The 24,618-nt window shown below is 36.9% G+C and carries 20 protein-coding genes; 19 read left to right on the top strand and 1 reads right to left on the bottom strand.

Annotated features, from left to right (window positions below; all coding sequences use genetic code 11):
- Positions 1 to 160 precede the first annotated feature (160 nt).
- The 18 genes from JXQ92_RS13190 to JXQ92_RS13105 all read left to right on the top strand — a co-directional run bounded on the left by JXQ92_RS13190 (position 161) and on the right by JXQ92_RS13105 (position 20,867).
- The gene (locus JXQ92_RS13190) at positions 161 to 2,701 is read left to right on the top strand and encodes an SLBB domain-containing protein (protein ID WP_421987090.1); all 2,541 of its coding nucleotides are present in this window, start codon (positions 161 to 163) and stop codon (positions 2,699 to 2,701) included.
- A 31-nt stretch (positions 2,702 to 2,732) separates the two neighbouring features.
- The gene (locus JXQ92_RS13185; RefSeq protein WP_421987089.1) at positions 2,733 to 3,818 is read left to right on the top strand and encodes a Wzz/FepE/Etk N-terminal domain-containing protein; all 1,086 of its coding nucleotides are present in this window, start codon (positions 2,733 to 2,735) and stop codon (positions 3,816 to 3,818) included.
- An 8-nt stretch (positions 3,819 to 3,826) separates the two neighbouring features.
- The gene (locus tag JXQ92_RS13180) at positions 3,827 to 4,951 is read left to right on the top strand and encodes a hypothetical protein (RefSeq protein ID WP_421987088.1); all 1,125 of its coding nucleotides are present in this window, start codon (positions 3,827 to 3,829) and stop codon (positions 4,949 to 4,951) included.
- Positions 4,952 to 4,964: 13 nt separating this feature from the next.
- Entirely contained in the window at positions 4,965 to 6,305 is a 1,341-nt protein-coding gene (locus tag JXQ92_RS13175) for a hypothetical protein (protein WP_421987087.1), read from the top strand.
- Positions 6,306 to 6,344: 39 nt separating this feature from the next.
- The gene (locus JXQ92_RS13170; RefSeq protein WP_421987086.1) at positions 6,345 to 7,142 is read left to right on the top strand and encodes a sulfotransferase; all 798 of its coding nucleotides are present in this window, start codon (positions 6,345 to 6,347) and stop codon (positions 7,140 to 7,142) included.
- A gap of 27 nt (positions 7,143 to 7,169) precedes the next feature.
- Positions 7,170 to 8,300 carry a glycosyltransferase family 4 protein gene (locus JXQ92_RS13165; protein WP_421987085.1) on the top strand — a complete coding sequence of 377 codons (1,131 nt, stop codon included), beginning with the start codon at positions 7,170 to 7,172 and terminating at the stop codon, positions 8,298 to 8,300.
- A gap of 50 nt (positions 8,301 to 8,350) precedes the next feature.
- Positions 8,351 to 9,556 (top strand): hypothetical protein, encoded by a 1,206-nt coding sequence (locus tag JXQ92_RS13160; RefSeq protein ID WP_421987084.1) that lies wholly within the window; start codon positions 8,351 to 8,353, stop codon positions 9,554 to 9,556.
- A complete protein-coding gene (locus JXQ92_RS13155; RefSeq protein WP_421987083.1) occupies positions 9,553 to 10,587 on the top strand; it encodes a DUF354 domain-containing protein in 1,035 nt (344 codons plus the stop codon). The genes JXQ92_RS13160 and JXQ92_RS13155 overlap by 4 nt, the downstream gene beginning before the upstream one ends.
- A 62-nt stretch (positions 10,588 to 10,649) precedes the next feature.
- Positions 10,650 to 11,708: a sugar transferase gene (locus JXQ92_RS13150; protein ID WP_421987082.1), complete on the top strand. Its 1,059-nt coding sequence runs from the start codon at positions 10,650 to 10,652 to the stop codon at positions 11,706 to 11,708.
- A gap of 320 nt (positions 11,709 to 12,028) precedes the next feature.
- Entirely contained in the window at positions 12,029 to 12,727 is a 699-nt protein-coding gene (locus JXQ92_RS13145; protein WP_421987081.1) for a sulfotransferase, read from the top strand.
- Between the two features lie 2 nt (positions 12,728 to 12,729).
- Positions 12,730 to 13,557, top strand: coding sequence for a hypothetical protein (locus JXQ92_RS13140; RefSeq protein ID WP_421987080.1), 828 nt, complete (start codon positions 12,730 to 12,732; stop codon positions 13,555 to 13,557).
- Positions 13,554 to 14,624 carry a DegT/DnrJ/EryC1/StrS family aminotransferase gene (locus JXQ92_RS13135; protein WP_421987079.1) on the top strand — a complete coding sequence of 357 codons (1,071 nt, stop codon included), beginning with the start codon at positions 13,554 to 13,556 and terminating at the stop codon, positions 14,622 to 14,624. The genes JXQ92_RS13140 and JXQ92_RS13135 overlap by 4 nt, the downstream gene beginning before the upstream one ends.
- 66 nt (positions 14,625 to 14,690) lie before the next feature.
- Complete coding sequence (locus JXQ92_RS13130; protein ID WP_421987078.1) at positions 14,691 to 16,148, top strand: lipopolysaccharide biosynthesis protein; 1,458 nt, start codon at positions 14,691 to 14,693, stop codon at positions 16,146 to 16,148.
- A 22-nt stretch (positions 16,149 to 16,170) separates the two neighbouring features.
- Entirely contained in the window at positions 16,171 to 16,911 is a 741-nt protein-coding gene (locus JXQ92_RS13125) for a WbqC family protein (RefSeq protein WP_421987077.1), read from the top strand.
- Complete coding sequence (locus tag JXQ92_RS13120) at positions 16,908 to 18,125, top strand: hypothetical protein (RefSeq protein ID WP_421987076.1); 1,218 nt, start codon at positions 16,908 to 16,910, stop codon at positions 18,123 to 18,125. Before JXQ92_RS13125 ends, JXQ92_RS13120 begins: the two co-directional genes overlap by 4 nt.
- Positions 18,126 to 18,135: 10 nt before the next feature.
- On the top strand, positions 18,136 to 19,023 hold the full coding sequence (locus tag JXQ92_RS13115; RefSeq protein ID WP_421987075.1) for a phytanoyl-CoA dioxygenase family protein: 888 nt from the start codon (positions 18,136 to 18,138) through the stop codon (positions 19,021 to 19,023).
- A 15-nt stretch (positions 19,024 to 19,038) separates the two neighbouring features.
- Positions 19,039 to 20,049, top strand: a complete 1,011-nt coding sequence (locus JXQ92_RS13110; protein WP_421987074.1) for a glycosyltransferase — start codon at positions 19,039 to 19,041, stop codon at positions 20,047 to 20,049.
- A gap of 26 nt (positions 20,050 to 20,075) precedes the next feature.
- Positions 20,076 to 20,867 (top strand): TauD/TfdA family dioxygenase, encoded by a 792-nt coding sequence (locus JXQ92_RS13105; protein ID WP_421987073.1) that lies wholly within the window; start codon positions 20,076 to 20,078, stop codon positions 20,865 to 20,867.
- Here JXQ92_RS13105 and JXQ92_RS13100 read toward each other — a convergent pair.
- Positions 20,857 to 21,123 (bottom strand): hypothetical protein, encoded by a 267-nt coding sequence (locus JXQ92_RS13100; protein WP_421987072.1) that lies wholly within the window; start codon positions 21,121 to 21,123, stop codon positions 20,857 to 20,859. The genes JXQ92_RS13105 and JXQ92_RS13100 overlap by 11 nt on opposite strands.
- 434 nt (positions 21,124 to 21,557) lie before the next feature.
- Between JXQ92_RS13100 and JXQ92_RS13095 the strand changes: the two genes are divergently transcribed.
- A complete protein-coding gene (locus tag JXQ92_RS13095) occupies positions 21,558 to 24,485 on the top strand; it encodes a S9 family peptidase (RefSeq protein WP_421987071.1) in 2,928 nt (975 codons plus the stop codon).
- Positions 24,486 to 24,618 lie beyond the last annotated feature (133 nt).

The raw sequence follows: 24,618 nt of genomic DNA, 5'->3' as shown, positions 1-24,618 counted from the left end.
TCAAATGACTTAAACATTCTAGTAATAATTTACTCAAGGGTAATCTTATAATATATTTGAATTCTTAGAATAGATTTTCCTTACGTTTTAAATGAAACAGCGCTCATAACGCCGACAAAACGAAGTGTTATTATATATTTGTTATTCCAAAACTGCCCAAATGATTTTTCGACAACACTTTCTTGTTTTCTTAATCGTACTTTTTCTTATACCATTACAATCGTTCTCCTTTATTCAAAAGCTTGATATCAATAATATAACAAGCGAGCAGCTTAGTATATTCGTAAATCAGGCGCAAAAAGAAGGATATAGTATAGATGAATATGCGCGATCTAAAGGATTGAGTGCAACGGATATTACCTTACTTAAAAGCCGAATTACTCAACTGAACAATCCCCAGAATGGATCAAATACATCCGTAGCAACAGTAAATGCACGTACATTGAGTACGGACCCAGCGCTGCCTATTGTCAATCGACCTGTCAATACTAGCCGATCAGACATCTTTGGGACAAATGTTTTTAACAATCCTGACCTAAATTTTGCGCCTAGTCTAAATATACCAACCCCGCAGGACTATGTACTTGGTCCAGGTGATCAAATAATTATTGAATTGTGGGGACAAACTGAACTAAGTAATACACTAACCATCAGTCCTGATGGCTATATCAAACCTAATAATTTAGGCCCTATATATCTTAATGGATACACGATAGATAAAGCAAAAAATATAATCAATCTTCAATTAGATAAAATTTATGACGGTCTTATTCCTAATGAAAATGAAGTGGCTACTGTATACTCCTTAATAACTCTAGGGCAAATAAGGTCAATCAATGTCACTATCATAGGTGAAGTAGTATCACAAGGGAATTTCAATCTCAACTCTCTGTCTACTGTTTATTCAGCTCTTCATGCAGCTGGAGGCCCGAATTCAAATGGTACTTACAGAGAAATACAGTTAGTAAGAAATAATAAACTCCATAGTACTATAGATATCTATGACTTTCTCACCAAAGGCATCAGAGCCAATGATGTCAATTTACAGCACAATGATGTCATCATGGTAAAGCCATATGGAGGGAGGGTAACCCTTAGAGGCAGGGTGAGAAGATCCGGACGTTTTGAAATAACCAAAGACGAAACTCTAAAGGATGTTTTAAGCTATGCAGGAGGTTATACTCAAAATGCTAATCGTACGAAGGCTTTGGTCACAAGATTCACGCAAGATGGCACTAAGCTTATAACGGTAACTGCTGAAGCATTAAACAACTTTAAATTACAAGATGCTGACGTTGTAAGAATCAATGCATTTAATAACCAATTTCTGAATAGAGTAGTCATAGAAGGTGCTGTTTCAAATGCTGGAACATATGAACTATCTGAAGGCCTAACATTAAAAGGCTTAATCCAAGAAGCAGGAGGTTTAAGAGGAGACGCCTACCGAGACAAAGTTTTTCTTTACAGGGTTACTAAACGGTTTGAACAAGAGATTATTTCTTATAATCTGGAAGATTTATTGAATGGAAGAACTGACGACCCTCTTTTAAAATCAGATGATATAGTAGAAATCAAATCTACATTTGGTGTAACCGAAGAAGCCTATGTGGGAATTGTTGGCGAAGTAGCCAACCCAGGATTATACCCCTTTCTAGAAAAAATAACAGCGAATGACCTTATACTACTTGCGGGAGGAATGCGCACAAACGCCAGTAGCATCATAGAAGTTTCTCATTTAAAGAAGCAAGAGGATGGCACCTTCAATAATGAAATTCGGCAGATCGATTTAGCCAATAGTCAAACGAAAAGTGAAATCACTCTATCGGCATTTGACAGAGTTTATGTAAGACAGAACGCTGGCTTCAGAGCCAACAATGAAGTACGAGTGACTGGTGAGGTTAAAAACCCTGGCCTTTTTGTTATTTCTAGTGAAAGTGAAAGAGTATCTGACATTATCAAAAGAGCGAATGGACTAATGCCCTCTGCATATGCAAAAGGTGCTATCTTAATTCGCAAGAGCGAATTATCGAGTCAAGCCACGGGCTTGATTATTGACCGAGAAGCGCTACAAGGGTTGAGGCAAAAGATTCTAGAGAGTACCGGCTTAACAATAAACGTAAGAGACTCATTGACTGACCGGCTAGATAAGATTAGTACAGAAAACTATAGCGGAGTGAACGCCAGCCTAGCTTCAGAGGTAAGGCGAAGGGCGCTTTTGTCCAACAATCCATTTTTGGGTGATTCCAGTGGTAGGTTAAATGATCTACCAGATTACGAACCAGTAGCATTGGATTTAGAGGAGATTTTAGAAAGTCCTGGGGGTGACGCTGATTTATTTTTAAGGACAGGTGATGTTATCTCAATTCCAGCACAGCTTGAGACAGTCCGTGTGACAGGGGAAGTTGTTTCCAACTTACTATTAAAACATAAAAAAGGTAAGAGGTTCAAAGATTATGTAAGTGAAACTGGCGGATATGTTAGTACTGCATTTAGAGGTAAAAGTTATGTTCAGTATCCCAATGGAGAACGGTCGAGGGTTAGAAGATTTTTATTTTTCAAATCATACCCCAAGGTTTTACCTGGCAGCACGATTGTTATTGCCAAAAAGCCGCAACGAACTCCTTTGAATCTAGCAACTACAGTATCCTCTATAGGTTCTGTTCTTACTTTAGTTTTATTAGTTGACAGATTGAACAATTAATAAAATAGAATATCAAGGTTAACAAATCACAATGAGCAAGGAAGAAAACAATATGCTTGAGTTGACCAATCTAATTAAAACGGTTTGGCTTAACAGAAAAATAATTTATCTGAGTATTGCAATCATAGTTTTAATTGGGGGAGTTTGGACTATGGCCGCTCAGAAAGAATATAAGGCGGTAACCAAAATGCTTTCCGACAGTGGAGCCCGAAACAACAAATTAAATCGGTATTCAAGCTTGGCATCTCTTGCTGGAATCAACCTGCCGAACAATAGTTCTGATGGAGATATCTCTCCTGCATCTTACTCCGAGATTTTGTCATCCCTACCTTTCCAGAGAGAACTTCTCAACACTAACATTTATTCGAAGCGCTTAGGAGGCAATACAAACCTTCAAGAGTACTTAATAGTTTTAAAAGACAATAACTGGCAATTAAAGATTCAAAAATATACTCTGAAATTGCCCTCCACTATTTTAAGAAATTTTAAAACTAAAAAGATTGCAGATCCAAATAGTGAAATTACTATACAGGACGTACTGTCACTATCAACAGAAGAATCTCAGGCCATTTCACAATTAAAAAATGTTCTAACACTAGATATAGATCAAAATACGGGAGCAATTGCGCTTGAAGTAATACTCCCAGAACCTGTACCTGCAGCACAACTTGCAAAAAATGCTCAGGAAATTCTGGAAAAACTCATTCGACAATACAAAACTAAGAAGACTGAAAATCAACTGGAATTTTTAGTAGGCCTACATGAACAGAAAAAAATTGAATTTGATAATGCAAAGAATGCGCTTGCAGAATATCAGGATGCCAATAGAATAATATCAAATTCAAAAGGCTTTTCACAACTGCAGGTTTTACAAGATCAATACAACCTTGCTTTTAGCATTTACAACCAACTATCCAGTCAACTGGAGGCAAAGAAAATTGAAGTACAGGAGAATACTCCAGTATTCAGTGTTATTCAGCCATCCATTGTTCCAAAATCAAAGATAGGCCCAAACCACTTTAAGAGTATAATAGTAGCTTTGTTTCTGGGGCTATTTGTAGGACTGATGCTGGTCTTTCTGAAAGAGCTGAAGCTGTACATAACGAGTAGGTGGTGATCAAATAAATGAAATACCTAATCAGAGGAAACGATTTTAAAGCGCGACAGTGGGCGAAAAATGCTCCAAACTCGGATATACACTGGATTAATGGGGCCCGCCTCCTTTTTGGTTTCAAAGTGATAGCGCAATCATGGAGGTTAAAAAGCAAAAGTGTAATCGTTGTCCAAAGATACCTAAACGACTATCCCTCTTACTGGAAAAGCTTTATGCTGGTTGTAACAGACCTTGTGTATTTGAGTTATTTAAAAATGAGAGGTATTGAGCTATGGTGGTTATGCCACAATATAGATCAGGAATCTGAAGTCAATCACTCAAAGTTCATTCGCTGGAGAAGACACCTGGCCCTGTCTTCTGCAAAAAAAATACTTGTCACCGATCCATTTTTTATAAAGTATGCCAGTTTATTATTCAGAAAGTACAAAGTGCCTATTGATGCAGTTTGCTTTGGGGATTACAGCAACCAAATGGACATACATGCATCCAACCTTAAGGTTACTAAACCACTCTCGGAACCTCTAAGTTTTAAATCCATCGGATTTTCAGATTTGCTTAAATTATTAAAAGAGCAAAGGAATTCATCGGAGTTCATAGGTTACTGTGGAGGGGGCGTACTTCCCAAGAAGAAGTATCTTGAGTCGGTCCCAGAGTTGATCGAAAAGTCAGCAGAAGAAGGGATTACTTTAAAACTTTTAGTGCTCTCTAACTTAAGTGAAAAAAAGAATCCTAGGCTTTATCGCTATCTCCTTAAATCCCCTCATGTGATTTTCATAAATTCGTTGATGGACCTTGATCTACATGCCATAGCCCCATATGTCGATTTTTACTGGACAGGTTATGACGATATTTCCATGCCATTCTCAATTCACGCTGCCAATACTACAGGAGTTCCTAGTATTTCATTAAATGTAGGAATTATTCCATTGCTCCTAAGACATTACCAAATTGGCTTCACACTAGCAAAAGACCTTAGCAATTTGAAAGAGACTCTATTGATACTCAAGAGATACGATTTCAAACACATGGAATTTCTAAAGCAACATGAATGGAATTCATTTGAAAAACTACTCCAAAAAAATAATAAAATAAGAAGCAATTCCACGAATTCTGAAGGTATACTTTTAGATCGATGAAAAATAGAGATCAGTGACTAAAACCATATTCATTTATATCCTATCAACCCTTCTCATTTTTATTATACTGGGCGTCCAGTATGCAGAAACCTATACAGAATATCTGGATGTATTTTTCCTTAATATTTTCTACCTATTGGCTTTCAGCGCGACAATATTAATTCTCCTGAAGTACAGTAACATAAGGCTAAGAAGTATTCTGACCATTTGTTTTTTCTTTAATCTTTTCCTAGGAACCGCTTACGTTGTTTCAATCAACAATCATACTGACCTATTTTTCCAATATGTACCCAGTGATGCTCCTTTTTATGATGAAGCCGGTAGACAAGTAGCAGAAGGCAATTTGATTGAAGGGATTCAAACACTGATAAAAGAAACTAAGTATGGGCTGGATGATATGGGAATGGTATTTTATGTCGGTATGGTTTATAAAGTCATAGATTCTCCCTTATTACTCAAATTAGTTAACTTAATAATAAATCTTTTAACTACATACCTCATATTCAAATTAGCAAGGCCCTTCATGAGTAAGCGATTTGCATTACTGGCCGCTCTAGTATTTTCTATCTCCTCCTTCAACCTGTGGTTTCTTATAGTCGGTTTAAAGGAACCTGTCGTGATTCTCCTCCTTGTCTCCTACTTCCACTTTCTTATAAAATACATGAATACCCGAAAACCGGGTTATTTTATACTTATGGTTCTAACAGGTGGAAGTTTAGCCACCTTCCGAATAGCCCTAGTGCTTTTCACTCTGGTCGCCACGGCAATAGCTTTTGTCTTTAGAAAGGGTGTAGATCTTAGGAAGGCTCTGGCCATCATTACATTATTGGGCATTCTAGGAAGCTCGCTTTATATATATCGCGATCCCGTTTCGAGCCTCATCAATCGCGAAAATGCTTCAGTTTACAAAGGAGATACAGAGACTTCCTCAAAAATCAACTTTCCAATTGTTTTCGCAGCAGGTGTTTTTGGTCCTTTTCCTACAATAATCCCAAAAACCGATAAACTGCAAGCCGATGTTTCTGTTTATGCTCCTTCACTCATTTTGAAGGTAGTTATCTCTATTTATTTCTTATATGGATTGGTATTTATGTTCAAAGAAAAACACTATTCCATGATTGCCCTTGCCGCATTTTGTTGTATCGAAATTCTTGCGCTCACTATGATTGATAGTACATTTAAACTGCGTTATTCATTTCCTCACTTCCCATTATTTTATATTATAGCATTTTATGGAATGTATTATGTCTTTGAAAAAAAATGGAACGAATCCAGGTTATTAAGGGAAGCGGCTATAGGATTTCAAATAGCCTCTTTAGGCATTGTCCTTCTTTGGAATGTACTCAGACTCTAAATAATTTTTAAATATGTTGACGCTTAAAATACTTCCCTTGTGCTTTTCATAGTAGGATCTTCTAGAACTGCCTCCAAGGCCTATATGCATCTACTCAATGTGCATACACATTTCAATATTACCAGAGAGTTGCACCTTCACAAACGTAAAGGACCCGGTTGTATTAAAGCCAAGCTAAAAGCTTTTAATAGTAATAAATTAGATCTGGGTGCTTTGGCGAATGAGTTAGGCCAACTATCAAATGCATCGTACTGGAAATCTGATGATTTTAAGCCTGATGGCTTTAAAAAATTTCTTGCTCAAAAAGATTTTAAAAAGCTGAGTTACTCACAGCTCGTTGATCTGCTTTTGGAACATGACAAATTGAACAATGAAAAGATACAAGCTGGTGCTAAATTCCCGATGCATATCAGTTTCTTTCCTATTTTAAAGAATTGGTACCCTAAAGAGAAGTTTATCTTTCTGTGCAGAAATCCAGCAGACGTAGCCTTTTCTCAATTCAATAAACATCGACTTGAAAAACCTACCGGGAGATTCATTATGCTCGTATACACCGCCATTATGTTCAATTTCACCGTGCTTTGGGGTAATTTGTTAAAACCTAAAAATTCTATATTCATTCCTTATGAATTATTTAAAAAAGATCGGCAAAATGTAATTCAACAACTCTGTGAATTTCTTGAACTACGATTTAACCCTGCGATGCTCGACCTACCTATCTTAGATAGCCGGATAGGGCAAGACAAAGTGTTATTTCGCTTAAAAAAATTAGAGAAAACCCTCCTGATTATTCTCACTTTTCCTTTCAATGTTATCTATCATAAAAGGAAAGTTTAAATTTGCCAAAACCGAACCATCAGGCCATTGAAAAACATAGTAGTCGTACTGCCCGTTCTCCCTCACTACCGCATAGACTTGCTCACTCTTCTTTCTAAAGAACTGAATAATAAAGATATAAAACTGACAGTGGTCTCAGGTACAAATGCTGGTAAGAAAAGTGTAAAAGAGATAGAAAACACTCCATTTGAGTTGATAAAGAACAAGACATCAGGTGTTACTGTGTCCAAATTTGAAATCCAATGGCAAACGGGTTTGATCCGGAGTATTCTGAAGATAAAAGCAGACAAGGTTGTAATTCTGTATCATGCTGGCAAAATTAATCACAACATCTTATTACTATCGCTTCAGTTGAGGAAAATCCCTTACGTTTTGTGGGGGTCTGGTTCAGGTGACAGAAGAACAGACCTAAGCACGCTACAGCGAAAAATGAAGAGTTTATTCAAACATCTGTTTATAAAAAACTCATCTGCATACCTCACCTATGGCACCCGCTTTAAAGAACAGTTACAATTACAAGGATACCCCAAAGAGCGCATTTTCGTAGCTCAGAACACTATCAATGTAGAACAAATTTATAAAGAGCTAAAGTCAAATAAAACATCCAATGATGGGAATAAACTTCGTTTTCTCTTCGTAGGAGTCATCTTTGCTAACAAACGGCTCGATACTGCCATTAAAGCATTTGGGAAATTAGCTTCCCAAGGTTTTCAATTCAAGTTTGATATCGTGGGAAATGGTGAAATCATTGCAGAACTCAAAGAATTGGCTACCGAAGAAGGTGTTTCAGAAATGGTGGAATTTCATGGACCCAAATATGCCGATGATCTTGCTGCATTCTTTCAATCGGCTGATGTATTCATATTACCAGGAACCGGCGGTCTTGCTATTAATGAAGCGATGGCATATAGTCTCCCGGTGATCACAACTCCTGGAGATGGCACAGCATATGACCTTGTACAAGAAAATGAAAACGGTTTCATTTTGAATTTTGACTATTCACAAGAAGAATTAGAAAAAAGGATAATGTCCTTTCTAAAATTAAACAAAACCGATTTACTAAAAATGGGACAGTTAAGCCTAGAGGTTGTGAAGCAAAAAGCCACATTGGACAATATGGTAAAACAAATCGTCAGGAGTATAGAATTTTCTGAATAGACTGTCGGTTTTTACTAGTAGCTAAATCAAAGAACATATTTATCAAAATCATGGAACCGAACGAAGAACCGATTGAAAACAGCAGCAGCAAAAACCTGTTGAACTTACAGGATTATTGTATTCAACAGCGCTATCACGGTTACTCTCTATATGATTCGCATAACTCAGTCATTCCTTTCGAAAAATTTGGACATCGAATCTCATTTTTAACTAACCAAGTCGTCAAAAGGTCTCCAATTAACCTCAGAAAAATACTTGGTGTAAAGAAAGGTGTCAATCCCAAAGGAATGGGACTCTTATTGCATAGCTATTCCTTGATAATACAACATGATTTGCCTCAGGTAGATGGGCTTCTGAAAGCATCAGAAGAAATATTTGAATGGCTTTATGAAAACTACAGCAAAGGATACAGCGGCAAATGCTGGGGCTACAATTACGATTGGCCAAGAAGTGACGGCTCTATGTTCCATGCTTATAAGCCAAGTGTAGTAGTTACAGCATTTATTGCTAGGGGACTTATAGCTTATTACAAAGTAACTGCGGAACCAAGAGTAAAAGAGTTAATTAAATCGGCGTGTGAGTTTGTAAAAAACGATATTCACTGCACAATTAAGGAAGGAGAACGATGCTATTCATATACTCCTGTTCAACGTGACCTTGTCGTGAACGCCAACCTTCTTGCTGCAGAACTTTTCGCTTATGATGACTTCCTTTCTAACCAAAGGAAGTACTTGAAAGAAGTGAAAGAAGTACTGGCTTATACTTTGTCTACCCAGAATAGTGATGGATCATGGTACTATAGCCATTCCCCGGTTACAGGCGCGCCAAAAAAGCAAATTGATTTTCATCAGGGTTATGTAGTTGATTCTATTGATATTTTAATCGACATCTACAAACTCGAAAACCCGACATACTCAGAATCGATTAAAAAAGGGGTACGTTACTACGCCGAAAAACAATTTGACAAAACTGGATTCTGTTATTGGCGATTCCCAAAAGTATGGCCTATTGACATTCATAATCAAAGTCAGGGCATAATCACTATGTCTAGATTCATGAATTTAAACAAAGGCTATCTACCTTTTGCCAATACTATTTTTAAATGGACTCTAGCTAATATGAAAGCACCGGCTGGGCATTTTTATTATCAGAAGTACCCTTGGTTTACTAATAAAACCAATTACTTCAGGTGGAACCAATGCTGGATGCTATTGGCACAAGTAAAGCTTATGATAGCCATGAACAAAGAACAATGAAAGCACTGATAGATATAGGGCATCCCGCCCATGTTCATTACTTCAGAAACTTCATTAGAATTTTCGAAGCAAAGGGGAATCAAGTAAAAGTTACTGCCAGAAAAAAAGAAATGAGTCATGAGCTACTTGACTTATACAAAATCCCGTATGTTTCCAGAGGAACCGGAAGCAACAGTATGTTAGGGAAACTAATGTATCTACCGAAAGGCAACCGTATTCTCTTGCAAACGGCACGCAAATTTAAGCCCGATATATTTCTTAGCTTTTCATCCCCTTATGCCGCTCAAGTATCGACTATTATGGGCAAACCCCATATTGCTTTTGACGATACTGAACATGCAAAGCTGGGTAGACTGTTGTATAGACCATTTACTAACTTAGTTCTAAGTCCTAAGTCCTACAATGGCAAAATCAGCTCGAAGCAAAAACTATTTGATGGATATATGGAACTACTCTATTTACATCCAAAACATTTTACACCTAGAACAAAAGTCAAAGACCTTTTAAAAGTCAAAGAAAACGAAAAATACACCATTCTTCGATTTGTGTCATGGGATGCTAACCATGATCTAGGCCATTCAGGAATCTCATTAGAAATGAAGCGCAAGATTGTAAAGGAGCTCTCTAAACAGACAAGAGTGTTTATTTCCTCTGAAGCTCCTCTACCTCCAGACCTAGAACCTTACCGCTTTAGAATATCTCCGGACTGGATGCATGACGCACTGTACTATTCAGAGCTTTTTTTTGGTGAAAGTGCTACTATGGCTTCAGAAGCTGCTATGCTAGGCACACCTGCTATCTATCTCGATGATGTAGGACGAGGATATACTGATGAGCTTGAGACACAAGGAATGGTTTTTAATTTTACAGAAAGTCAACAGGACCAACAAGCATCATTGAAGAAAGCATTGGAAATCCTTATCGATCTAACCAAAGCTAGCTTCCAGAAAGCACATCAAGCAATGCTAGCTTCAAAGATTGACGTTACAACCCTCCTTTTAGAAGAAATAGATATTATGAAAAGGGAATAGAATATTTTTCAAGAATTCAAATTAATATATCTTCAAGAACCAAAACTTTAAAAGGCCGTCTTGTGGAATCCATTGCTTTAAATTTTTTAAAGAAAAGTGAATTTATTGAATTTAAAGCAGCGAAAAACGACTACTCATTTTTCCAAAAGGATTATAGTGATATTCGCTTTTTTGAGAGGCAAACTCCCAATAGCCCTTTAAGCAAGGAAACCCTAAAAATATACAACGGATTATACTGTGACTATAAGCTCAATGACGTTCTAGACATTGATAGCCATTTTGACAGTATGCATAGTGTACTTAAGTCCCAAAATCATCTACTAATCCGATTCGAGCCACAAAATAAAAGAAGGAAAAGGCTACTAAAAACAATCCCTTTTAAGCTCGGTAAACTTTATTATTATACTTTTGATTTTCTGGCACATCGTATTTTCTCACGTTTGGCGTTGACTAAAAACTTCTATTTCAGGTTGTCGAATGGTAAAAACCAAGTGTTATCAATTCCTGAGGTTTTGGGTAGAGTTATTGCTTCGGGTTTTGAGTTAATCGACTTTGCTTCATCCGATAAAGAGACATACGTGCTAGCGATAAAGGGACAACGACAAGCTGCAAAACGCAATAAGAGTAATGGCCTACTTATTAATCTACACCGTGTTGGCTACCTTGAAAAAAGAGTGAACGTATTGAAATTTAGAACAATGCGCCCTTATTCAGAACATATTCAAGAATATGTTTTTGTTAAAAACGGAACATTAGATGGTGATAAGATTATTAATGATTTCCGAATAACCGGCTGGGGGAAAATTATGCGAAAATATTGGGTTGATGAATTGCCTATGATCGTTAACTTATTAAGGGGTCAAATCAAATTAATAGGTGTCAGACCACTTAGTGAACATAAGTTCTATAGCTATCCTAAATATCTGCAGAAAAAAAGAGTTAAGGTAAAGCCAGGGCTTCTACCACCATATTATGCCGATTTACCTAAGACACCTGAAGAGTTTCATAAGTCGGAGGTTGAATATACCGATGCTTATCTTAAATCTCCGATTAAGACCGATATAAAATATTTTTTCAAAATTATCAGGAACATCCTATTAAGAGGTGCTAGAAGTAAATGAAATTTAATAGGGCTCTTATTAAAACTTATCGCAAGAGGAATAAAAACAGTCACGGAAATATTTTTAGAAACCAAGCCTTCATATACCAAAAAAAGTACGCTAAAGTGTAATGCAACTTCACTTGTTACAACATTAAAACAACTGGGTTTACTTAAAGTGAAGAGACATAATGAAATTGATTGTTTCTATGACAGGTAAAACACAAAACCTTACGACAAATATTAGCATGACAACTCGTTACGGCTGCTGCATGATTTTCATCTTACCCATAACGAAACAGTGCCTGACCTTATTGGAAAAAAATTAACATGGGCCATTCAATGAATTTAGTAAAAAGGGCCAGACGAAAAGTCAAACAACAATATGTTCGATGGCGTTTTGCTAAGGCACAAAAAATATTTTGTATAGGCAAAAACAAAACAGGTACTTCCAGCCTTAAACACTTCTTTAAACAAGCTGGATTTGTTGTTGGTTCACAGAAAGAAGCCGAGCAATTTATTTTCGACTGGCACAAAGGTCAATATGCGAACCTAATTGAATATGTTACAAAGAATGGACAGTTCTTTCAGGATGTACCTTTTAGCTTAAGTCCTACTTACAGAATTTTAGACGAGGCTTTTCCAGACAGTAAATTTATTCTTACAATAAGAGACAATCCTCAAAAATGGTATGCATCATTAATAAATTTTCACTCTAAACTCTGGGGAAACGGTCATATACCCAGCAAGGAAGATTTACAAAAAGCAACATATAGATACCCTGGTTATGCATGGGAAGCTTTTAAATGCATAAATGAAACACCTGAAAACGACCTTTACAATAAAGAGATCATGATCGCTGGGTATGAGTCTCACAATAAACAAGTTATTGAGTATTTTCGCCAAGCTCCAGAAAAACTTCTGGTTATCAACCTTAGTGATCCCGATGCTTCAAAAAAACTAAAAGCTTTTCTCAACCTTAGTCATCTAAAAACGGAAATCCCCTGGGAAAACAAAACATTAGAAATTAAAGCACCATAGCAATGATTATCTGTAAAGACTTCATATTACTGAATAACCCTAAAACAGGGAGTACATACGCTAGGGCGATTATAAAGGAAGTGTATAAATACAAAGGGAATTTCACTTATAAGGCACTACTAAAACTAGGACTATTAAAACCTGAATATTTAGAATTAAAGCATCCTAATCTTGAATTTCCTAAACGGCCTAAAAATCAACATGGCACCTACGCTCAAATACCTGATCGACACAAAGAAAAGGACGTACTAAGTATTGTGAGAGATCCTTATGATAAGTTTGTCTCTACTTATGAATACCGTTACTGGCTTAAGAGAAGGCCTGATGAAACAATTCTAAAGGAGCTCCAGATTCAGGATCTAAGTAAAATAACAATTGACGACTTTGTACGGATACAATTAGGTCATATTAAAAGAAAACATCCCATTTTATCAGAACTACAGATCGGGGGGCAAACACTTCATTTTATACTTATGTTTTTCAAAGAGCCATATCAAGTACTTCAGAATTTGAGCGAGGATTTCTTTTACAAAGGTCATTATAAAGAGCATCTGGGAAATGTTAACTTTCTAGATCAGAGGAAACTATCAAATCAGCTCTTTCAATATCTAGAAACTAAGGACATCTCTGATCAAGCCATGAAAAGAGCAAGGGAAGTTCAACCCATCAACAAAAACAACAACAGAGCATCTATAGACAAATACCGTTGGTCTGAATTCTCACTGGACTACGTTAGTGTATACGAGCGTTTTTTATTTTTTATGCTCAAAGAGTTAGGTTTTGAATATGCGAAACCTTCATTTCATAAAGAACATGCAAAGGACCAATGATACTTGTGACAAAACCATTTTTTCCTGAAAGGGCAGAATACCAAAAGTACTTAGACCAGATATGGGACAACAAGTGGGTTACCAACAATGGCCCAATGGTTAAGGAATTGGAGTCTTCAATTGGCAGAAATTTAAAAACTACAAAGCCCAAACTAGTATCTAATGGTACACTGGCTCTACAGATTGCTATTAAAGCATTGGGACTAAAAGGAAAAATAATTACTACTCCATTTTCTTATGTAGCCACTACCAGCAGTATTGTTTGGGAAGGCTGTGAACCTGTATTTGCCGATATCGACAGCGACACACTTAACATATGTCCAAAATCAATAGAGGCATTAATGGATGACAATGTGGTGGGTATTGTTGCGACGCATTGCTTTGGAAACGCATGTGATATTGACCGCATAGATCAAATCAGCAGGCAGCATAACATTCCAGTGATATATGATGCCGCTCATTGCTTTGGTACACTATATAAAGGAGAAAGCATATTTAACTTTGGAGATTTAAGCATTTGTAGTCTTCACGCTACAAAACTGATGCACAGCGTAGAAGGAGGCTTGATCTTTTCAAAGGATCTACAAATGGATGATAAGATTTCTTATCTAAGAAATTTTGGGCATGATGGCTATGAGCACTTCCAAGGACTAGGTGTAAACGGCAAAAACTCAGAATTTCATGCTGCTATGGGGCTATGTGTACTCCATCATTTTTCTAGCCTATCAAAGAAACGAATTGAACAATGCGAGATCTATGATGAGTTGTTATTGGAGTTAAACGTAAATAGGCCAACTGTTAGTGTTGATTGTGAACCCAATAGGTCTTATTACCCCATTATCTTTGAATCTGAAGAGCTATGCGAAAGGGCCAAGTATAGTCTCGAAGAACAAGGTATTATGGCAAGAAGGTATTTTTACCCCCCTTTAAATACACTCTCTTATGTTAAAGAACAAAGCACTCCTGTTGCTAGCGATATATCTTCCCGTATATTATGCCTACCTCTTTACCATGACCTTGAATATACTCAGCAAAAGATGATTTGTAAAATACTCCTTAATGATTGACAAGAGCTTAAACAACAAAATGAGAACCCATAATTTCATAAAGTTCCTTTCATATTACGATGGTTTATGTCTCTGAAAAAAAAAGGCATTGAGGGAGTAAAATGGGCTTTTTTAGAGAGCATCTTAGCACAGGGTTTTGCCTTTGTTACTACTATTATCCTTACAAGGCTTCTGATTCCTGAAGATTTCGGATTAGTTGGTATCATTATGGTATTCCTCGCAGTAAGCAGAGCGATGGTGGAAGGGGGGCTAGGGGTCTCTCTTATACAAGATCAAAAAGCAGATCATGTTGACTATTCTACAATATTAATAGCAAATTTTGGTGTCAGCTTAATCCTTTACCCAATCCTTTACTTTATTGCCCCATTAGTAGCGGATTTTTACGAAGACGAACGAATTACATTGGTATTAAGAGTCCTGTCACTCGGAATTATCATCTCGTCAATATCCATTATTCAAGTCAAAGTCCTCATGAAGGAGTTAGCATTTAAGAAGCTTACTACCTTGCGCTTTCCTGGAGTAGTCATAGGTTCTTTGGTAGGTATTTATTGCGCCTATTCTGGTATGAGCTATTGGAGTTTAGTGGTAAAGGAACTAGTAACGCGTGTAGTAAGTGCTACCCTATTGTGGATCAAATCTGAATGGAAACCTCAGTTAATATTCAACCTGCAGAAATTCAAATATCACTTCAACTACGGTTATAAATTGATGTTAACCTCCATTATTAACTCTCTTTTTAATGAGATTCACGCACTTTTCATTGGTAAAATGTTTTCACTTGGCGTATTAGGCTATTATGACCGGGCAACCAAGTTTGTTAAGTTACCTCGCACACTTTTGGTTACTACAATTACTAAACCGACTTTCCCATTACTGTCTAAAATTAAGGAAGACAGACAAAAAGTAAACCTTCTGTATCGGCAGATGATAAGAGCAATGTTCTTTTTTGTAGCTCCCATTTTCATTATGCTAGCCATAATGGCCAAACCTTTATTTCAAATTCTTTTGACTGACAAATGGTTTGTATCTGTTGAGTATTTTCAGATCCTTTGTTTTTCTTCCATGTTTTACCCCATTCAAAACCTTAATCTAAACATATTTAAAATTTATGAGCGTACTGATATTACACTAAAATTGGCCCTTGTTAGAAAGTCCTTAACGATTATTACATTATTAGTAGGCTTTTTGGCTGGAATTAAGGCCTTACTTTGGGCCACCGTAGCTATGAATATCGTTTCATTCTTTATAAATAGTTGGCACAGTAAAAGTATGATCAACTATGCCACTTTTGCACAAATAAAAGACTTACTATTCACAATAGTTTGCATTACTATAGCAGGTCTATCGGGTCATTATGCAGTAAACTCTCTAGACAGTAGTTACCCAATTATTTCGATTCTAATCGTAGTTGTGGTAACCTCACCTATTTATTATCTATTCAGCAAGTGGCTCAAAAACCCAGGCCTAGGAGATTTTATAATTTTAACAAAGCCGTTCATTCAAAACCTTAGAAAGAAACTCTGATTGCATGACTAATAATGTTTCAATGAAGGTAGCCATAATGCAACCATATTTTTTTCCGTATATCGGATACTTTCAAATGATTGCCGCTGTGGATAAATTTATACTATACGATTTGGTCAGCTACCGAAAAGCAAGCTGGATGAATCGCAATCGCCTATTTGATATATCGAAGAAAGAAGTCTTCTATTTCCGTGCACCTATAAGAAAATTTTCCCTTGGAACGAAAATCAGAGACATTGAACTGCAAGATGTTGAGGACTGGAGAAAAAAAATATTAAGGGAAGTATACTATAATTATAAAAGATCCCGATTCTTCGATGAAATTTTCCCAAGATTAGAAAAGGTTATCCGTTTTGAAACCAATTCGCTTCATAAGTTTAATACTAATGCAATAAGTAATATTGCTGAATGGGTGGGGATAACTACTGAAATATCTTTCCAAAATGAATCATACCTTCAGATTGAGCAAGAATTATTAATTGACTACAGCGAAAGACCAGAAGAGATTAAAAACAAGCGTATTATTAGAATTTGTGAATCTGAGAATTCGACACACTATGTCAACGCCATTGGCGGGATGGAGTTGTACGACAAAAGCTACTTCGAACAGTATGGAATTAATCTATCTTTCATTAAGACCGATGAAATTAAATACGATCAAGTTGGCGAAGAATTTATACCAAATTTGTCAGTCTTAGATGTGCTGTTTCATAACGGGCTGATAAAAACCGGTGAATTGATTAAAAACTATAGATTGATTTGAAAACTCCATCACTTGTAGATGCTATAGAAGCACTCGTAACGGATAAGAAAGCCTATTACAAACAATGGGTATTTGATGAGCCCGTTGTTGTAGGCAAGTCCCATAATGAAGAGCTAAAAAAGGTACAGCAGATAATGCATCGACTAATTACACATTTCGTGATTAATTATGATCGATATGAGCACTTGATGCCTGTAAGTCCAGAGGTTAAGAGGATCTTGGAACTATCAAAACCTTATAAGTATCAAGTTGGTACTTATCGAACAGATTTTGTCTATGACCAAAATGACCAAGTAAGGTTACTCGAAATAACCTGTCGCTTTGCATTAAATGGAGTGTTCCTGCCAGCAATTATGCAAAGCATAGCAAATGACCTTAACCAAAAACAGGAACACCAGGTTAGACTGAATGACGTTTATTCTTCCATTTTCGAATATCTAGAAGAGCTTATCGGAAGTTCCGAACGCATTATCGTACTTCAAGGAGCCGACAGGCGCAATGAATCTAAACTGTTTATTCCTGTTTTTGAGAAGATGGGGTTATCAGTTGTTGTATTAGACCTTTCAGAAATTGATTCTAAAGCAGCTCTTTTTTTTAATAGCTTCATTATCAGTGAGTTAGCCCTTGATGAAATTCTTACACTATCTCAAGAAACAATCAAAAGTCTACTCGCTTCAAATATGATAAATGACCTTAGAACGGTTTTTCTCATTCACGACAAACGTTTTTTTTCCGTTCTTTATAATGAAGACTTTCGCAGAGCAGTGCTTAATAAGGATGAGAATGATTTTTTCACCCCTTTCTTGATTCCAACTTATGCCTCGCAACAACACGCGCCAATGTGGGAAAATTGTCGTAATAATAAAGACAGATGGGTACTTAAGCATGCTACACTTGGCAAAAGTCAATCCGTCTATGCCGGAGTAGTTACCTCTAAAGATGATTGGAATAATATGTTTGAGCAGAAAATGGTCGACAATATGGTGATTCAAGAATGGATTACAACTGATCGGGTTAAAGGTAGCATCGCAGGTGATGAATTTTATGATTACCTCACTGGCACTCTTATGTTTTTTAATAAGCGATATTTTGGATTTGGAGATTTCCGAACCTCCTCCTATCCAGTTACCAATAAGAAAGATCACCGAAAAGCCTGTACTTTTGTACTTACTGAAGAATTCGATAAAACCTTCCCATACCTAAAATATATTTGAATTACCCGAGATGGACAAAATAGATTTATCAAAGTTACTCGAAGAGTATAAAGACCTTCTTCCAGGTAATGAAGATATCACATTTTATCAAGAGCATGGGTGGTATATCACACCTGTCATTATTGATGAGGACACAATTGATTTAGCGAGAGTAGCGGCCGATGAGTTTTATGCAGGCATTCTTGATCATACCTTAATGAATGGTGACAGAATTGCCAATACTAGTAATGATAAGGGAGCATCCATTTATAATAATGAATTTGTAACACTTCAAAAAAAGGGGTTAGCTAACTTGGGGTTTCACCCTTTAATTTTAGCCACGGCAGCTATTTTAAGTGGTTCAGAAAGCATTAGACTTTTTGCAGACTCATTAGTTACTAAAAAACCTTCGCCAGAGGCTCAAAATAACACGGTAGGCTGGCATACGGATAAAGCATACTGGCCTACATGCTCATCAGACCAGTTGTTAACAGCGTGGATTCCTATGCAGGATTGTACTTTGGACATGGGACCGTTATTTCACATTGATAAAAGCCAACAATGGAAAGATAATACAGACTTAAAGCGTTTTTACTCATTCAATAAACAGGAACTCAATCAGTTAGAATCACATTTGAAAGAGGTAGTCTCAGATTATAAGGAAGTTCCAATGCTCTTAAAAAAAGGGCAAGTTAGTTTTCATAATTGTAATACCATTCATGCCAGTAGACCAAACATAAGCAAGGTAGACCGAATGGCTCTAGCTGTGCATTTCCAAGACCATGCCAATCGATATCAAAAAGCTTATAAGGCAAATGGTGAGCTGATTGAGATAGGCTATGATAAACTATGCCGAAAAGATGGTGTAGGAAACCCTGACTATAGCGATCCTGTTATCTTTCCAACATTACTCTCATAAACAACTTTCAAACCTTTGACACGCGACCAATTTCTTTCCAAATACCAGAAGGTACCTGTAATAGAATACCCTAATCAGGTTAAAGAGGATGAATGCTTGCTTACGGTTAGGCTTACAGCATATAACCATGCACACTTTATCCGCGAGTGTCTTGACAGTATACTTTGTCAACAAACTAATTTCAACTTTCAAGTTTTAATTCTGGAAGATGCATCTAGCGATGAAACGAGAGATATTTGTAAGGAATACGCAGAAAGATACCCTGAAAAAGTAAGGCTTCTCCTAAACGACCGTGCCAATAATATCAAAATAGCAGAAAGGCCCTCTGGCCTGTTCAGCGTTATTTATTCTTACCTCCTTATCAAAACAAAATATATTTCTATCATAGAAGCCGATGACTTTTGGACTGACAAAAGTACACTTCAAAAAAAGGTAGAAATATTAGAAAACAATTCCTCATGCACTTTCTGCTTCAGTGATGGAGTTCGGTTCGACGATACGAATCAAGAAGTATTATCTTCATCTATGGTTAAGCTCAATGTATCTGGTATTGTTCCCAAAGCTCGTATCATGAGCTTAACTATTCCAACTGCTTCATTAGTTTTTAGAAATATTATTGAGGATATATTTCATGACGAAATATTTCAAATTCCTCATGGAGATATTCTTTTAAGATCCAAATTATCTCACTACGGGAACGGATATTTTGTCAGAGAATTGAAGCCCATATATCGCAGAGTTCATGATCAAGGTATTTATTCTTCTCTTGAATTAAAGGAAAAATTTAAGATGATAATCGAAACGCGTAAATCGATATTAGTTTACTTTAAAAGAAAAAATTGGGAATCAGAATTTCTATTGGACAACCTCTGCCATATCTACCTAAAAAAGATAAAGGTTGGATTAAAAAAGTTTGAGTTTGACTTCTCAGCCTGGAAAGAGTTAAACATTCATGCAAAAAATAGTTCGCATTCCGTTTGGCTTCATATCTGGTTATTTATAATTGAATTAAGGAAAAAATCGTGATAGACAATACAATAGATCATAAGCAAATGCTTAATTACATCGAACAAATTTCGCCTATCTCTGAATTGGGTGCATTAGTGAAAATGCACTTGGACGAAACAGGGTATGTCATTATCAAAAATTTTGACAAAGATATTACAGATTTAGATGCTCTAAAAGTACGTTTCAGAGAATTATGTGATGCAATAGGCGATCCTGTGGCTCATGATAGTCTTAATTCCATTATTTGGGATATTAAGTCAAATGCAAATTCGAAGAGTTTCATCAAAACTTACTCTGAACATAGCCATGAAGCAGAGCTTCACACAGACAGCCAGTATAGTTTTTATCCCGAAGACTATTTTGGACTTCTCACCTTGAAAAAAGCGAATTGCGGTGGTGGTGTTTCTTACCTTCTTAGCCTTCCGGATATACTCAATGAACTACGGTCTGATCCGTCAGTTGAAAAATATGAAAAATTACTTAGAGAGGAAGATTACCCATTTGTTGTGCCCAATGTATTCAAAAAGAATGAGTCTGAGGAAAGGGAGTATAATTGGGGTCCGATTCTACGAGAAAACGAAATAAGGTTCCGCGTTGATACTTTTGAAAAAGCTATTGCTGAAAATCCTGATTTCTGTACTGCAGAACAAATAGAGGCTTATCAGGTACTCAAAAAAATCATTCTAGAATCGGCTAATATCAAAAGGTTCTACCTAGAGGATAGAGATCTTATTTTTATTAATAATAAGACAATGCTTCACGGACGAAACTCATTCCAAGACCCTGAAAGACATCTTTTACGAATCAGACTCAATAAAAAGGGCGTTAATCTGTAAAACTGATTTGTTCAATAATTAAATTCATTATTTCTATTAGCAACCATATTTGGGTATGTTTTAGTCTGACTACTCCACAAGTGTTTCTAAAGGCAATGATAGACAATACCTCTATTTGATTGCCTTGTGCCAAAGTCACTGAAGTAGTAACAAAGGATGTGGGGTGAATCAAGTTTACAAAATCCAATTTCTCCAAATTGAGAAGCGCTGGTACGGCACCTAAAAGCTGTAAACTCGTTGCATTATCAAAGATCATGGCAGTTGTATAAATCTAAATCTGCACTAGTCATAGGTGTACGCTCACTTATATTCGTAAAGGCATGCGCCCTCTGTAGCAGTTCATGGTTGGTAACTAGCTTTGTTCGTCCTTGATCCTTCTAAATAAAAACAGTCCCCTGAAGCCTTAAACAGGCTTTCTGGATTAAATGTATCATATGGAGATATCGATTGTTGACAATTCAAGCTTAATTCTAAAGTCTTTTAACTTCTCCATGACTCATTCTTGAGTGTGGATAGTTGAATAAAAATTATATACAAAGCGAATGTTATTAAGAATTATTTTGGACATTGCCACCTAACGGCTCATTACCGTTCGTAAACTCCAAGCTCGTTACTTTAATATTTATCTTTTAATTCGAGGTAGAAACAACCAAATCGAGGTAACTCCATTTAACTCAGAAAAACACAAACATGCGTAAACAATTTTTAACATTTTTGGCACTTATTTTATTCGCCAGTCTTTCGATTGCCCAAGAAAAAAAGCCCATGTCTTGGAAAGATATTCCCACTTGGAAATATATGCAAGGCAATAGTTTCAGAGTATCACCTGATGGCCAATGGGTTGCATATGGAATTGTAGCCGCAGAAGCCGATGGAGAAATCATTCTAAAAAAGATATCAGACCCAGATTCCTTGGCAAAATCCTTCCCTATCGGATCGACTACTTTTCCTTCTATACAATTCAGCGATGACAGTAAATGGATCGCCTTTAAGGAATACCCTAAATTCAGCGCCAGAAAAGCGAATAAAGGACCAAGAAGCAAGCCGCTCAGAGATAAACTAACGTTGTTAGAGCTTGGAACAGACGAAAAGAAAACTTTCGAAAATGTAATCAGCTATTCCTTCAATAATGAAAAGGCATCTCAGCTAGCGATTAACCTGGCGAAAGATGGCAATAGTAAAGCCCGAGGCTCCGATCTTTTGATTCATCACTTAACTGCTGATAAGTCGCAGAATATTGGTAACGTAACCGAATTCAGATTCAATAAATCGGGTAGTCATCTAGCTTATGTTGTTGATGCTGCCAATAAAACTGGAAATGGCCTATACCTTATGGATATGGCTGGCAATAGTACGCAAATCTTAGACTCCGATAATGCTTCTTATAAGTTCATTAATTGGACTGAAAAAGGAGATGCATTCGCGGCACTAAAAATGGTTGAGGATAAAAAGTTTAAACAACCTCATGGTAAAGTAGTTGGAGTAAAAAATCTAAAATCTCCACAAATCACTTTATACGATGCGGCAAAGGACAGTACTGGTTTTGATCAGAGTCACACAATTAGTGGCAATAGAAGACCAATGTGGTCCGAAGACCTGACAAGATTATTCTATGGTATTCATCCCTTAGAACTAGTAAAAAAACCTAGTCCTAAAAAAGAATTGGATAAGGACTCCATGAAGGTAGCACAGGCTAAAGCGGTAGAAAAAATTATGGCGGATACTTCTCTCAAGTCAATTACTGACTTGCAAAAAGCAATCGCTAAGGTGAATGGAAAAAAGGCAGCGCCGAAGAAGAAAAACGATGCTGATAAACCAGACATGTCCATTTGGCATTGGAATGATAGCAGACTTCAATCGCAGCAGCAATCTGAAGAAAGACGGGATAAGAACTACAGTATGTGGGCTATGTATGATGTAGCCTCAGCCAAGCACATTGCTCTGCAGGACGATAGTATGAACGGCCTGAGCATTTTTCCAAAACATCTTTATGCGCTAGGTTCTGATAACCAAAACTATGAATTAGATATCAACCTAGATGGTCAGCGATACAATGACTTATACCTTGTAGACTTAAAAACGGGCACAAGAAAAGAGCTTTTTACTAAGTTTTACCTGCCTTCATTCTGGTCTAATCCAAGCCCATCTACTGATGGCACCAAGTTTATTTACGCGGAAGACGGACATTACTTTGTGCATGATATTGTAAATGGGAACACAACAAATATCACTGAAAACTTACCTGTAACTTTTGTAAATGTAGAAGACGACCACAATGTAGAAAAGCCTATGGTAGGCTTTCTGGGATGGAGTTCAGATAGCAAGTATATTTTACTAAGGGATGGCTGGGATATTTGGCAAGTACCGTTGGCCGGTAAAATAAAGCCTGTAAACTTGACGGAAAACGGAAGAAAAGAAGGAATCCGATACCAATATAGATTTGGGTTGGATCCTGAAGAAAAAGGAATCGATTTAAGCAAAACTATTTATTTACGTACTTACGGTGAATGGACTAAGAAAAGCGGGGTTGCTACACTTTCGCCAACGAAAAAAAGTGGCTTAAAACCAGGTGTCACGTCACTAATTTGGGATGATGCGAATGTTGGAGGCTTGAGAAAAGCTGAGGATGCCGATGTATTCTTCTTCAGTAAGCAAACTTTCAATACTCCACCTGAAATGTTTGTCACTGACAAATCGCTCTCTTCGCCAAAACAAGTAACTAAGAATACTCCAGATGCTGACAAATATGCGTGGTCTGAGGGCACTCAATTAGTGGACTATGTAACTGATAAAGGAGATTCTCTTCAAGGTGCGTTATTCCTACCTGCTAATTATGTAAAGGGTGAAAAATACCCAACAGTCGTTTATTATTATGAAAAGCTGTCACAAACACGTCACAACTGGTCTAACCCATCATTCAGTGGTACTGGCTGGAACCCGAATATGTATACTAGTAATGGCTATGCTGTATTTATTCCAGACATTGTATACAAACTAGATGACCCAGGAATGTCAGCAGTTTGGGCTGTACTACCGGCGGTTAAAGCGGCAATAGCAACAGGTGTAGTTGATGCTGATAATATTGGTATTCATGGCCATTCTTGGGGTGGTTATCAGACTGCTTTCCTAATCACACAAACTAATATGTTTAAAGCGGCGGCGGCGGGAGCACCACTTACAAATATGGTGTCTATGTACGATCTTATTTATTGGAATGGTGGAATCGGAAACATGGCTATTTTCGAGTCTTCCCAAGGTAGATTCCGTGGAGCTCCATGGGAAAACTGGGATTCTTACTTAAGAAATAGCCCAGTATATCATGTAAAAAAGGTAAACACACCGCTTCTTATGCTGCATAATGATAAGGATGGTGCTGTTGATTTCACACAAGGAATTGAATATTACTCGGCGCTGAGACGACTGAAAAAGCCGGTGGTACTTGTGCAGTATAAAGGAGAAAATCATGGGCTTAGTAAGATGGAAAATCGCAAAGATTACAGCGTACGGATGATGGAATTTTTTGATCATCACTTGAAAGGTCTTAAAGCACCAGACTGGTTGGACAAAGGAATTGACAAACTTGATCTGAAAGAGCACTTAGAGAAAAGAAGTTTCTAAACCTCTTCAGATACTACTGAATAATTTTAATAAGAAATCCTCCGATGAAAGTCGGAGGATTTTTGGTGTTATCCTTTTGATATTGTTTGTCATAATAATTCAACACAATGACTTTCTAGGCTAAAAGTATGTC

The sequence above is a fragment of the Roseivirga sp. genome (genome assembly GCF_049099775.1).
GTDB lineage: Bacteria > Bacteroidota > Bacteroidia > Cytophagales > Cyclobacteriaceae > Roseivirga.
This window is presented reverse-complemented; position numbering and strand designations above follow the sequence as displayed.

Coding starts and splice junctions, on each gene's coding strand:
- JXQ92_RS13140 (WP_421987080.1), top strand. CDS start 12,730: ATGATTATCTGTAAAGACTTCATATTACTGAATAACCCTAAAACAGGG.
- JXQ92_RS13095 (WP_421987071.1), top strand. CDS start 21,558: ATGCGTAAACAATTTTTAACATTTTTGGCACTTATTTTATTCGCCAGT.
- JXQ92_RS13145 (WP_421987081.1), top strand. CDS start 12,029: ATGAATTTAGTAAAAAGGGCCAGACGAAAAGTCAAACAACAATATGTT.
- JXQ92_RS13160 (WP_421987084.1), top strand. CDS start 8,351: ATGGAACCGAACGAAGAACCGATTGAAAACAGCAGCAGCAAAAACCTG.
- JXQ92_RS13180 (WP_421987088.1), top strand. CDS start 3,827: ATGAAATACCTAATCAGAGGAAACGATTTTAAAGCGCGACAGTGGGCG.
- JXQ92_RS13105 (WP_421987073.1), top strand. CDS start 20,076: ATGCTTAATTACATCGAACAAATTTCGCCTATCTCTGAATTGGGTGCA.
- JXQ92_RS13185 (WP_421987089.1), top strand. CDS start 2,733: ATGAGCAAGGAAGAAAACAATATGCTTGAGTTGACCAATCTAATTAAA.
- JXQ92_RS13130 (WP_421987078.1), top strand. CDS start 14,691: ATGTCTCTGAAAAAAAAAGGCATTGAGGGAGTAAAATGGGCTTTTTTA.
- JXQ92_RS13125 (WP_421987077.1), top strand. CDS start 16,171: ATGAAGGTAGCCATAATGCAACCATATTTTTTTCCGTATATCGGATAC.
- JXQ92_RS13135 (WP_421987079.1), top strand. CDS start 13,554: ATGATACTTGTGACAAAACCATTTTTTCCTGAAAGGGCAGAATACCAA.
- JXQ92_RS13155 (WP_421987083.1), top strand. CDS start 9,553: ATGAAAGCACTGATAGATATAGGGCATCCCGCCCATGTTCATTACTTC.
- JXQ92_RS13100 (WP_421987072.1), bottom strand. CDS start 21,123: ATGATCTTTGATAATGCAACGAGTTTACAGCTTTTAGGTGCCGTACCA.
- JXQ92_RS13190 (WP_421987090.1), top strand. CDS start 161: ATGATTTTTCGACAACACTTTCTTGTTTTCTTAATCGTACTTTTTCTT.
- JXQ92_RS13115 (WP_421987075.1), top strand. CDS start 18,136: ATGGACAAAATAGATTTATCAAAGTTACTCGAAGAGTATAAAGACCTT.